The 12,322-nt window shown below is 53.1% G+C and carries 11 protein-coding genes; 5 read left to right on the forward strand and 6 right to left on the reverse strand.

Annotated features, from left to right (window positions below):
- Positions 1–66: 66 nt before the first annotated feature.
- Both gorA and UC14_RS06305 read right to left on the reverse strand, forming a co-directional pair.
- Positions 67–1,419: a glutathione-disulfide reductase gene (gorA, locus tag UC14_RS06300; protein ID WP_112197400.1), complete on the reverse strand. Its 1,353-nt coding sequence runs from the start codon at positions 1,417–1,419 to the stop codon at positions 67–69.
- Positions 1,420–1,595: 176 nt separating this feature from the next.
- Positions 1,596–2,438 (reverse strand): 23S rRNA (adenine(2030)-N(6))-methyltransferase RlmJ, encoded by an 843-nt coding sequence (locus UC14_RS06305; protein WP_112197404.1) that lies wholly within the window; start codon positions 2,436–2,438, stop codon positions 1,596–1,598.
- Between the two features lie 181 nt (positions 2,439–2,619).
- Here UC14_RS06305 and prlC point away from each other — a divergent pair, with 181 nt between their 5' ends.
- Both prlC and rsmJ read left to right on the forward strand, forming a co-directional pair.
- Positions 2,620–4,680: an oligopeptidase A gene (prlC, locus tag UC14_RS06310; protein WP_112151950.1), complete on the forward strand. Its 2,061-nt coding sequence runs from the start codon at positions 2,620–2,622 to the stop codon at positions 4,678–4,680.
- Positions 4,681–4,689: 9 nt separating this feature from the next.
- Positions 4,690–5,436 (forward strand): 16S rRNA (guanine(1516)-N(2))-methyltransferase RsmJ, encoded by a 747-nt coding sequence (gene rsmJ, locus UC14_RS06315; RefSeq protein WP_037033739.1) that lies wholly within the window; start codon positions 4,690–4,692, stop codon positions 5,434–5,436.
- A gap of 93 nt (positions 5,437–5,529) precedes the next feature.
- On the opposite strand, the gene uspA is transcribed toward rsmJ, so the two are convergent.
- Positions 5,530–5,970, reverse strand: a complete 441-nt coding sequence (gene uspA / locus UC14_RS06320; protein ID WP_013573524.1) for a universal stress protein UspA — start codon at positions 5,968–5,970, stop codon at positions 5,530–5,532.
- A gap of 337 nt (positions 5,971–6,307) precedes the next feature.
- Between uspA and uspB the strand changes: the two genes are divergently transcribed.
- Positions 6,308–6,643 carry a universal stress protein UspB gene (gene uspB / locus UC14_RS06325; protein WP_013573525.1) on the forward strand — a complete coding sequence of 112 codons (336 nt, stop codon included), beginning with the start codon at positions 6,308–6,310 and terminating at the stop codon, positions 6,641–6,643.
- Between the two features lie 100 nt (positions 6,644–6,743).
- Here the strand turns inward: uspB and pitA are convergent, their stop codons facing one another.
- Positions 6,744–8,249 carry an inorganic phosphate transporter PitA gene (pitA, locus tag UC14_RS06330; protein ID WP_013573526.1) on the reverse strand — a complete coding sequence of 502 codons (1,506 nt, stop codon included), beginning with the start codon at positions 8,247–8,249 and terminating at the stop codon, positions 6,744–6,746.
- A 311-nt stretch (positions 8,250–8,560) separates the two neighbouring features.
- Between pitA and UC14_RS06335 the strand changes: the two genes are divergently transcribed.
- A complete protein-coding gene (locus UC14_RS06335) occupies positions 8,561–9,763 on the forward strand; it encodes an NAD(P)/FAD-dependent oxidoreductase (protein ID WP_112197401.1) in 1,203 nt (400 codons plus the stop codon).
- A 140-nt stretch (positions 9,764–9,903) separates the two neighbouring features.
- On the opposite strand, the gene UC14_RS06340 is transcribed toward UC14_RS06335, so the two are convergent.
- Both UC14_RS06340 and UC14_RS06345 read right to left on the reverse strand, forming a co-directional pair.
- Positions 9,904–10,212 (reverse strand): hypothetical protein, encoded by a 309-nt coding sequence (locus UC14_RS06340; RefSeq protein ID WP_013573528.1) that lies wholly within the window; start codon positions 10,210–10,212, stop codon positions 9,904–9,906.
- A gap of 41 nt (positions 10,213–10,253) precedes the next feature.
- Positions 10,254–11,909 (reverse strand): methyl-accepting chemotaxis protein, encoded by a 1,656-nt coding sequence (locus tag UC14_RS06345; protein ID WP_013573529.1) that lies wholly within the window; start codon positions 11,907–11,909, stop codon positions 10,254–10,256.
- 156 nt (positions 11,910–12,065) lie between these two features.
- Between UC14_RS06345 and UC14_RS06350 the strand changes: the two genes are divergently transcribed.
- The gene (locus UC14_RS06350) at positions 12,066–12,308 is read left to right on the forward strand and encodes a hypothetical protein (RefSeq protein WP_013573530.1); all 243 of its coding nucleotides are present in this window, start codon (positions 12,066–12,068) and stop codon (positions 12,306–12,308) included.
- The last annotated feature ends 14 nt before the right edge of the window (positions 12,309–12,322 follow it).

Below are 12,322 nucleotides of genomic sequence, written 5' to 3' on the forward strand. Positions count from 1 at the left end.
TAAACGATCGGCATTAGCCGATCGGCAGCCTTTCAGTGCATTGCGACTCAGCGCAAGCCCCGCGAATTAACGCATAGTCACAAACTCTTCCGCACCGGTCGGGTGGATGGCGACGGTGTTGTCGAAGTCTTTCTTGGTCGCGCCCATTTTCAGTGCGACCGCAAAGCCCTGCAACATTTCATCCATACCGTAGCCGATGCCGTGGATACCGACGATTTTCTCTTCAGCACCGACGCACACCAGTTTCATGCGGCACGGCTGGCGGTGTTGAGTGACGGCAGTGTACATGGCGGTGAAAGCAGATTTGTAGACTTTCACGTTTTCTTCGCCGAACTGCTCTTTCGCCTGCGGTTCAGTCAGACCGACCGTACCGATTGGCGGGTGACTGAACACCACGGTCGCAATGTTGCTGTAATCCAGATGTTCGTCAGGTTTGTTGTTAAACAGACGCTCAGACAGACGACGACCCGCAGCAACGGCAACCGGAGTCAGTTCAACGGCACCGGTATTATCGCCAACGGCGTAAATCCCGTTTACGCTGGTGTTCTGGAACTTATCGACGACGATGTAACCTTTTTCGTTGGTTTTCACGCCGGTCGCTTTCAGATTGAAGTTATCGGTTTCCGGTTCGCGGCCAATCGCCCAGACCAGGCTGTCGACTTCAAATTCCTGACCGTTTTCCAGCTTAAGCGTCAGGCTGCCGTCGGCATTTTTCACCACTTCTTTCGGAATGGATTCTTTATGCAGCGCCGGGCCTTCGGTTTCCATCACTTCCACCAGCGTTTCAACGATCAGCGGATCGAAAGTCCGCAGCGGCGCGTGTTTACGCACGAACAGGTGAGTTTCAGCACCCAGCGCGTTCATCACACCGGCGATTTCTACCGCGATATAACCTGCGCCAACCACCGCAACGCGTTTTGGCATTTCGGTCAGATCGAAGAAACCGTCTGAATCAATGCCGTATTCTGCACCCGGAATATCCGGATGGCTCGGGTGTCCGCCGGTAGCGATCAGGATGTGATCTGCCGTGATCTTCTCACCGTTCACTTCCACAGTATGATCGTCAACGAAACGGGCGAAGCCTTTGATCACATCAACGTTATTTTTGCCCAGCACGTTATCGTACGAGGTATGGATACGGTCGATGTAGGCGGTACGGTTGGCGACCAGCGTTTTCCAGTTGAAGCTGTTCACGGTGGTATCAAAGCCGTAATCCGGGCCGTAGTTGCGGATCGCTTCAGCGATTTGCGCGGCATGCCACATCACTTTTTTCGGGACACAACCCACGTTGACGCACGTGCCGCCCAGCTCTTTAGCTTCGATCAGCGCACATTTTTTCCCATACATGGCTGCACGGTTGATTGATGCGATACCGCCGCTGCCGCCGCCAATTGCCAGATAGTCATAATGTTTGGTCATCGGATTTTCCATGAGTTGTCAAAAATGAAGAACGCCATACCGGCGTCGCTAATCTTAAAAATTGCTTGTGAGTTTAGCGCGTGAATGCGTTTTGTCGCAAAGTTTGGATCGATGACTGCAATAGGTTTGATAGCTGGGACCTTAGAAAAAGGCCTCAGCGAAGGGAAATTCTTTACTTACTCAGGCACTACCCAGTTCACCGTGGTGTGACCGGTACCGGAAGGCACCAGCACTTTGAGCAGCCACGGCAGCACGTTGTTCATCTGCTGCTCGAGTTTCCACGGCGGGTTAATCACGATCATGCCGGAAGCGGTCATGCCGCGCTGATCGCTGTCGGGACGCACGCCCAGTTCGATTTGCAGAATACGGCGGATGCCGGTTGCTTCGAGATCACGCAGCATTTTCTTAATTTGCTGGCGCATCACCACCGGATACCACAACGCGTAAGTGCCGGTGGCAAAACGTTTGTAGCCTTCCTGAATGCCTTTTACCACATCCTGATAATCGGTTTTCATTTCGTACGGCGGGTCCATCAGGATCAGCCCGCGACGTGAAGGTGGTGGCAACTGGGCTTTCAACTGCTGATAACCGTCGGCACGCGCAACGCGGGTACGGTCATCTTTCTGGAATTCACTGCGCAGCAGCGGGAAATCGCTCGGGTGCAGTTCGGTCAGGTGCAGCTTGTCGTCTTCGCGCAGCAACTGACGGGCAATCAGCGGTGAACCCGGGTAATAACGCAGGCTCTCGTTGCGGTTGAAGTGATTGACGACTGACATATACGCCGCCAGTTCTTCAGGAATATCGTCCCGCTGCCAGATGCGCGCGATGCCTTCCAGATATTCGCCAGTACGTTCGGCATGTTCGCCGCTCAGCTGATAACGCCCGGCACCCGCGTGGGTGTCGAGATAAAGGAAGGGCTTTTCTTTTTCTTTCAGAGATTCAATGATCAGGCTCTGAACGGTGTGTTTCAGTACATCGGCATGGTTGCCGGCGTGAAAACTGTGGCGGTAACTCAACATGTGCGGCTTCTCCTGCGGCTTCGCGGCATTATCCATTAAAGACTATCCCGCCGCCACCCATTGATTTCCCCGTAACTTGACCGCATGTTAGAAGTTACGTCATCTTTAAGACGACCCGAATTCACGGCGTGGTGCGCCACAGGCGCATCAGCCCCAAACGCTATTACGAAGGACTGGCCCTATGACTGAACAGCAAAACGCGTCGAATCCGCTCTTAAAACCGTTCTCCCTGCCTCCTTTCTCTGCGATCAAGCCTGAACATATTGTCCCTGCGATGAAATCCGCTATCGAAGAAAGCCGTCAGACGATCGAACGTGTTGTCGCGCAGGGCGCGCCTTATACCTGGGAAAATCTGTGTCAACCGCTGGCCGAAAGTGATGACCGCCTGAGCCGTATCTGGTCGCCAGTGGGGCATCTTAATGCCGTAAAAAACAGCCCGGAACTGCGTGAAGCTTACGAGCAGTGCCTGCCGATTCTGTCTGAATTCAGCACCTGGACCGGGCAGCACGCCGGTTTGTATCAGGCCTACCGCGATTTAAAAGACAGCGAACATTTCAGCACGCTGTCCGTGGCACAGAAAAAAGCCATTGATAACGCGCTGCGTGATTTTGAGCTGTCCGGCATTGGTTTGCCGATGGAAAAACAAAAGCGCTATGGCGAAATTTCCGCGCGTCTGTCTGAGCTGGGTTCGACCTACAGCAACAACGTGCTCGACGCCACGATGGGCTGGAGCAAACTCATCACTGATGAGAATGACCTGAAAGGTCTGCCGGAAAGTGCGCTGGCCGCCGCGAAAGCGCTGGCAGAATCGAAAGAGCAGGAAGGCTGGCTGTTGACGCTGGATATCCCGAGCTATCTGCCGGTGATCACCTATGGCGAAAACCGTGAACTGCGTGAAGAGATGTACCGCGCATTTGCTACCCGCGCCTCCGATCAGGGTCCGAATGCCGGTAAGTGGGACAACAGTGAAGTCATGGCCGAAGAACTGGCGCTGCGTCACGAACTGGCTCAGTTGTTAGGTTTTGATTCTTTCGCGGATATGTCTCTCGCCACCAAAATGGCCGAAAGCCCGAAACAGGTGATCGACTTCCTGAGCGGTCTGGCAACCCGTGCGCGTCCGCAGGGCGAGCAGGAACTGGCCCAACTGCGTGCTTTCGCCAAAGAACATTTCGGTGTGGACGAAATGGAAGCCTGGGATTTGCCGTTCTACGGCGAAAAACAGAAACAGCATCTGTTCTCCATCAACGACGAACAGTTACGTCCATACTTCCCTGAGCAGCGTGCGCTGGAAGGGCTGTTTGAAGTGGTGAAACGCATTTACGGCATCACCGCCAAAGAACGTAAAGACGTAGAAACCTGGCATAAAGACGTGCGTTTCTTCGACCTGTTCGATGAAACCGGCGACCTGCGCGGCAGCTTCTATCTCGACCTGTATGCCCGCGAACACAAACGCGGTGGCGCATGGATGAACGACTGCGTTGGCAGCATGCGTAAAGCCGACGGCGAACTGCAAAAACCGGTCGCGTACCTGACCTGTAACTTTAACGGTCCGGTCGGCAACAAACCGGCGCTGTTTACCCATAACGAAGTCACGACGCTGTTCCATGAATTCGGTCACGGCCTGCATCATATGCTGACCCGCATCGACACGCCGGGAGTCGCCGGTATTGCCGGTGTGCCGTGGGATGCCGTCGAGCTGCCAAGCCAGTTTATGGAAAACTGGTGCTGGGAGCCGGACGCACTGGCGTTCATCTCCGGTCATTTCGAAACCGGCGAACCGTTGCCGAAAGAGATGCTGGATAAAATGCTGGCGGCGAAAAACTATCAGGCGGCGTTGTTTATCCTGCGTCAGCTGGAATTCGGCCTGTTCGATTTCCGTATGCATGCGGAATATGACCCGGCTAAAGGCGCGCAAATCCTGCAAACGCTGGCTGAAATCAAGAAACAGGTTGCCGTGGTGCCGTCACCTTCATGGGGCCGGTTCCCGCATGCCTTCAGCCACATCTTTGCAGGCGGTTATGCGGCCGGTTACTACAGCTATCTGTGGGCGGAAGTGCTGTCTGCAGATGCCTATTCCCGCTTTGAAGAAGAAGGGATTTTCAACCGCGAAACCGGTCAGTCGTTCCTGGATAACATTCTGTCGCGCGGCGGTTCCGAAGAGCCAATGGAACTGTTCAAACGCTTCCGCGGGCGTGAGCCGCAGCTGGATGCTATGCTGCGCCACTACGGAATCAAAGGATAACCTCTGCCTGTGAGTGTGTGTTTACTGTGTGAAGAAGGCGCCGATGAAGGCGCCTTATCTGTTCTGGCGCAGCGCTGGAATCTGACGTCTGACCCGGATGCTGTGATGGCACTGGTGCTGACGCCTGAACGTCTGGAATTACGTAAACGTGATGAGCCGAAACTCGGCGCGATTTATGTCGATTTTGTCGGTGGCACGATGGCGCATCGTCGCAAATTTGGCGGCGGACGCGGTGAAGCGGTGGCCAAAGCTGTCGGCATCAAGGGGCGCTATCTGCCGGATGTCGTCGACGCGACCGCCGGGCTGGGCCGCGATGCGTTTGTGCTGGCTTCTCTGGGTTGCAAAGTGCGGATGCTGGAGCGTAATCCGGTGGTCGCGGCACTGCTTGATGACGGGCTGGCGCGGGGTTATCGCGATGCAGAAATCGGCCCGTGGCTGCGCGAGCGTATGACGCTACTGCACGTCTCAAGCCTGACGGCGCTTGCTGAGCTTTCGCCAAAGCCGGAAGTGGTGTATCTCGACCCGATGTATCCGCACAAACAGAAAAGTGCGCTGGTGAAGAAAGAGATGCGCGTGTTTCAGGGGCTGGTCGGCCCGGACGAAGATGCTGATGGCCTGCTGGAACCGGCACGCCGTTTAGCGACCAAACGTATTGTGGTGAAACGCCCGGACTATGCGCCGCCGATGGCCGACATCCCTGCACAGGCCGCCGTGGTGACCAAGAGCCACCGGTTTGATATCTATACGCCGTTATAGAAAGCCGCTGCTGTAACGTCTTTCCACTACTGTCATAAAAAAAAGCCCGCAGGTGAAAACCAGCGGGCTTTTTTAAATTAACAACAACGCCTCTTATTCTTCTTCTTCCTCATCGCGCAACGGCACGATCAGCATGTCGATATGAACGGTGTTGATTAGCTGGCGTGCGGAGGACATCAGTTTGCTCCAGAAATCCTGGTGATGGCCGCACAGTACTAAGTCCATGCCATATTTGTTGATGGCATCCACCAGCACCTGCGCTAAATCACCGCTGCCGCTCAGGGTTTCTGAAATCGGATAGCCGGCATTTTGCGACAGTTCGTTCAACGCGTGATGCGTTTCTTCGGAAATACGTTTCTGCATGTCACCCAGATTAACGTCGATCAGACCGGTATACAGGTCGGAATAGTTTACATCAACGTGGATCAGGGACACTTTGGCGTTATACGGACGCGCCATGGAAACGGCTTTCTCGACCAGAACTTTGCTCTCCGGTGACAAGTCCACAGCAATAAGTATGTGTTTGTAAGCCATAAGAAAACTCCTTCCATAAGTCGGTTAATAGCAATATCAGCATCATGCAAAACTCATGACTTCAGTATAGCGCCAAAAGGGTTAAATAAATCAAGCATACAGATCCCATTTCCGTTTCCGGCTATGTATAGATATAAATAATATGAACAGTTACGGATTCGTTTCCTACACTGAATAATGCAGGCGTCTCCTGTTTTGGCAATCTTCTGTGATAGGGCAAGAGGGCGGGCGAACGTAGCCCGGGGGTGTGAAATTGCGGAAAGGCAGGGCGAAACGCCGGGTGTGTGCCAGCACGACGGGCGCATTGCGCGGTGTCAGTTCGCCTTGAGGGGGAATCATGATCAGTCCCGTTGCGCTGTTTTGGGCTTTATGTTTTGTGTGTGTAGTGAATATGCTGCGCTATTACTCTTCTTTGCGCGCATTGCTGGTGGTTCTGCGAGGGTGTGATCCGCTGCTGTATCAGTACGTTGATGGAGGAGGATTTTTTACGTCTCACGGTCAGCCCAGCAAGCAAATAAGGTTGGTACGCTATATTTATGCTCAGCGCTACGTTGAACATCACGATCCTGAGTTTATTCGCCGTTGTGAACGGGTTCGCGGTCAGTTTATCCTGACAACAGCATTGGTCGGTTTAATATTAATCAGTATGTTAGCCATGCTGATTTGGTATTAGAAACGGAAAGAAACGCGAGGGAGGATGCGTGAAAAAGGAAACAAAAAAGGCGACCTGCTGAGCAAGGTCGCCTTTTTATTTCATGCCGGTCAGACAATCATCAGATCAGCTTCAGTGCAATCCAGTACAGGACACCGGAAAGCACAATCGACACAGGCAGGGTTAAGACCCACGCCATCGCGATGTTTTTCACGGTTTTCGACTGCACACCGCCACCATCGACAATCATGGTTCCTGCGACCGCAGAAGACAGCACGTGCGTGGTGGATACCGGCATGCCGGTATAGCTGGCTACGCCGATGGAGACCGCCGCCGTGAGCTGTGCAGACAGACCCTGTGCGTAAGTCATGCCTTTCTTACCAATCTTCTCACCGATAGTGGTTGCGACACGTTTCCAGCCAATCATCGTACCCAGCGCCAGTGCCAGTGCCACAGCGATAATGATCCAGATAGGCGCGTATTCAACGGTTTGCAGAATGTCTGTTTTAAGCTCGCCGAGGAAGCGTTTGTCTGCAGGAGAGGTTTCCGGCAGCTTGGCCACTTTATCCGCAGTATCAGAAACACACATCAGCAGGCGACGCATATGGCTGCGTTCTTCCGGTGCCAGGTCGCTGTAAGACTGAAGATTGGTCAGCAGGGTTTGCGCGCGGCCGATAGCGTCAAGTGCGTGGCTGCTGTCGCAGTGGAACACTTTAGGCTCATCGGTCGGTGCGATATTGACGTCCGGTGCCGGCACTATTGGCGTCTGTGCAACCACGTGCGGCACGGCATCAACATGTTGCTGATAATACTGGCCGAGGTGTGTCACGGCGTCGCGGGTACGGGTAATGTCGTAACCGGTCGCGTTCATATTCACCACAAAACCGGCTGGCGCCACGCCAATCAGCACCAGCATGATCAGACCGATACCCTTCTGACCATCGTTAGCGCCGTGAGAGAAACTCACGCCGATAGCTGACAGAATCAGACCTGTACGTGTCCAGAATGGCGGTTTTTTCTTGCCGTCTTTCTTCTCACGTTCCGCCGGTGTCAGGTGGATACGGGCATGTTTCTTATTGCCACTCCAGTAACGGCGCAGCAGGAAAATCATGGTACCGGCGATAATCATCCCGACCAGCGGAGAGATAATCAGCGAAGCAAAAATACCAATCATTTTAGGGATGTTTAACGCATCGACCACGGAAGTGTGAGTCATTAATGCATTGGTCAGCCCTACGCCAATGATGGCGCCGATAAGGGTGTGGGAGCTGGACGCCGGCAGGCCGAAATACCAGGTACCGAGGTTCCAGATGATCGCGGCCAGTAACATAGAGAACACCATGGCAAGGCCATGAGCAGAACCCACATTGAGCAGCAAATCGGTTGGCAGTAAATGAACGATGGCATAGGCCACACTCAAACCACCGAGCAGGACGCCAAAGAAGTTAAATACCCCTGCCATCACGACCGCTAATTGCGAACGCATTGCCCGGGTATAGATGACGGTTGCCACTGCGTTGGCCGTATCATGAAAACCGTTAATGGCTTCATAGAACAGAACAAACAGTAACGCGAGAATCAATAACGAACCGGTATGAATATCCAATCCGGCAAATAGATGCAGCATAATTGTTACGCCAGTTAGTGGTCATGAACGCCGCGCATTATCTGCGAGAACAGGGGGACGGGAAAAGGAAAATATGACATTTTTTTGACTAAAAACAGTTCAATGTTTGGCTTTATTTCAATTAAGTATTTATCTATCAATATGTTATTCCTCCTTTGAACGCAGAAACATTTACTTACGACGTCCGGCAAGCAGTCTGTCTGGCTGGTTTAACAGCCCTCCGTCCCTTACAATCCGCGACTCAAAGCCCCGGTTAACAGGGCAAACCTTATCTAAAACGTAGTTGAATTTCCGGAAAAGAGAGGCCAAAAGTGGAACAGGTTGATGTGGTAGTCATTGGTGCAGGTGCGGCAGGCATGTTCTGCGCAGCACAGGCCGGACAGGGTGGCTGCCGTGTTCTGCTGCTGGATAACGGCAAAAAAACCGGGCGAAAAATTCTGATGTCAGGCGGCGGACGCTGCAATTTCACCAACCTTTATGCCGAACCCGCTGCCTATCTTTCCGAAAACCCGCATTTCTGTAAATCCGCGCTGGCGCGTTACACCCAGTGGGATTTCATCGATATGGTCAACCGTTACGGCATCGCCTGGCACGAGAAAACGCTCGGGCAGCTATTCTGCGACGACTCGGCGCAGCAAATCGTCACCATGCTCGATAAAGAATGCGAGCAGGGCAATGTCGATGTGCGCTTGCGCAGCGAGATTTCCGACGTGCAGAAAACCGAAAATGGCTTTGTTATCAAAGTGAATGGTTCAACTGTAAGCACTCACTCACTTGTTATTGCCAGCGGCGGGCTTTCCATGCCAGGGCTGGGCGCGACACCCTTCGGTTACCGTCTGGCGGAACAGTTTGGCCTGAAAGTACTGCCGACCCGCGCCGGTCTGGTGCCATTTACCCTGCACAAGCCGCTGCTCGATCACTTGCAGACGCTTTCCGGGGTGTCAGTCCCGGCGGTGCTTACTGCTGAAGACGGCACTGTCTTCCGTGAAAGCATTCTTTTTACCCATCGTGGCATGTCCGGCCCGGCCGTTTTACAGCTTTCCAGTTACTGGCAGCCTGGCGAGTTTGTGAGCGTTAACTTACTTCCTGATGTCGATCTGGCGGCGTTTCTGAATGCACAGCGTCAGGAACACCCAAATCAGAGTCTGAAAAACACGCTGGCGATGCAACTGCCGAAGCGTCTGGTCGAATGCCTGCAAACGCTGGGGCAGTTGCCGGACGTGACACTGAAACAGCTGAACGTGCCTCAGCAGGCCGAACTGGTTGAGCAACTGCAAAACTGGCAGGTACAGCCGAACGGCACCGAAGGTTACCGCACGGCGGAAGTCACACTCGGCGGCATCGATACCAAAGAATTATCTTCAAAAACGATGGCGGCAGCGAAAGTCCCCGGCCTGTATTTCATCGGCGAAGTGGTGGATGTGACCGGCTGGCTGGGCGGATACAATTTCCAGTGGGCATGGAGCTCGGCGTGGGCATGTGCGCAGGATCTGGTGGCTGTTCGTGGCAGTTAACACTCTTCATCCCGTACCCGCCATCAGGACGTGCTGTTTGCGCGGTGAATTAAAAATCCCCCTGAAGGAGCAAGTGATCCTTCAGGGGAAAGATTAAAAAATACCCCGTGCCGCGTTACCGTATCCCCGGTAACACATTCTCAGGACAAAAAACCTTTCAAATTTTCCAGCATGTTGGTCATCATGCCGAAGGCCATATTTACGCTGTGAATGCTGTAATACAGCGTAATATCATTGCGCATCAGATATGTTTCAAAACGCTTATCTGCCAGCACCGCCTGAACTTCCAGACTGCGATCGCGAAAATGGCGGCAGTTATTAATGTACAAATCCAGCGACCGGTATTCTCCCGTAGCAAGCTGATTCACCAGCGCCGCCATCTGTTCGAAGCTCTCTACCAGCGCCCTGTGTTTTTCCAGATGGCCGGTATGCTCCTGAAGATTTTCCATAATGACGTTCTCCCGGTAATAAGACGACGGTAAAAGCCTGATCAGAAGCTTTGCCAGTCGGCCTCATTGGCTGAGAGTGCCCCCGGCTTTTCCTTGCGTGGAAGGGCGGCAAGTGCCTGCGCCGGTTTTGCCAGGGACTGATGCTGAGCCGTGGCGTTGCTGAGGTGGAATTCGCCGACCAGTCTCGCCAGGCCATCCGCCTGATCCTGCAACGAGCGCGAGGCTGAAGAGGCTTCTTCAACCAGCGCGGCGTTCTGCTGGGTCACGTCATCCATCTGATTGACCGCCTGATGCACCTGAGAAATTCCCTGACTCTGTTCTGTTGCCGCTGCGGCAATCTCGTTGACCAAATCAGTCACCTGACGGATGGCATTACCCATGGAGTTCATGTTCTCGCCGACATCGCCCGCCTGATGGGCACCGGCTTCGATCAGGCTGTAGGAAAGGTCGATCAGTTCTTTTATCTCACGCGCGGCGGTGGTCGAACGTTGTGAAAGATTTCTGACTTCACCGGCAACAACAGCAAAGCCTTTACCGTGCTCACCGGCTCGTGCCGCTTCTACGGCAGCATTTAACGCCAGAATATTGGTCTGGAAGGCGATGCCTTCGATAAGCGTGATGATCTCAGTGACTTTGCGCGAACTGCTGCGGATATCACCCATCGTACCCAGCATCGTCTCAAGTGATGATGCACTTTTCTCCGACAGCGCATTCATGTTACCCGCCAGCTGGCTGGCCTGGCGCGTGTTGTCAGCCGTCTGGCGAACCGTCTCACTGAGCTCGGTCATGCTGGCGGCCGTTTGTTCCAGAGAGGCCGCTTGCTGCTCGGTGCGCGAGGAGAGATCTTCGTTACCGGCCGCGATTTGTGCCGAGGCGCTGCTGACGGACTGGGAAGCCGCGCTCACAGACAGCAGCGCTCCGGATACGCGTTGCATCAGGTTGTTGAACGCGCGGGCCATGTTGCCCACTTCATCATGACGGCTGTCATCGGCGCTCACTGTCAGATCAAGCCGCTCGCTGGCAACGGCCATAATCCCCCCGATGTCCAGCAGGCTTTTTCGTACCCGACGGATGGTGGCCAGTGCAAGGGATCCCAACAGCAGGATAATGATCGTTACGCTGCCGCCCATTCCCCACAGTGTGGTGCTGAAAATGCTGTGGTTGGTGGCCCGCAGCTCCTCACCAATGTTGATATTTAAGGTAAGCTGCTTTCGGTAATCGGAGATGAGCTGACGGATAGCCCCGCCGATACTGTCATCGCCCTCAATCATTGCCAGAGTGACCTCGTCCTGATGCGCCCGTGAAGAGGTCAGAAAGGCGGGAAGCGCCTCCTCCACTTTACGAATATTGTCGAAAGCCACGTGCGTCAGCCTTTCATCTTCAGCATCTGAGATGTCGTGCTGCAGATAATAATCTGTCAGCGTTTTTAACCCGGTAATCTGCTGCTGAATGCGGGTTTCTACTTCAGGCATTTTGCTGTTATCAGTCTGGCTCTGATGTTTATAGAGGGTGAGAGAAAGCTTATTGCTTTGATCAATAAGATTATTGAGATCCTTAATTGAAGGGATCGTATTGACCTGAACATATTCAAACCGGTTCTGGAAACCCGAAATCAACATGATCGCGACGATGCCCATTGTGATAAGGGCCGCAGAAAGCAGCGAGAACGTCAGTAAAAGACGCTGTGTGATGTTCATATTTTCCCCTGATTTTAAAAGTCCCGCCTTCAGGAAAGCGGCAGGATGTGAATCAAGGTTATCGGCAAATGTTGCATCAACATTAATTAAACTGATCTAATTCAACAATTTACGTTAATTCAATGTTCGTGACGTGAATGTTTAAAGTGATTTTTTATGCATTTAAAGAAATTTTTCATTCTCATTGAGTCGGTTTTTGAATTATTCCCGAAGGGGCAGGAAGGTTTGTTGAAAAGAACATCAGGAACACAGCAATTTCTCATTGAAAAGCGCGAAGAAATAACCCAGTCTGCGGCCTGCACTGCGCCATCCGGCATGTCTCTTTCTCTGTCACAAGGTCATCTGATGTTTACCCATAATTGTTACCGTGCTATTGCGCTGTATAAATCAATGAAATGAAAAGAATGACGGGA

Source organism: Rahnella sp. NRRL B-41462, assembly GCF_003263525.1.
Lineage (GTDB): Bacteria > Pseudomonadota > Gammaproteobacteria > Enterobacterales > Enterobacteriaceae > Rahnella > Rahnella aceris.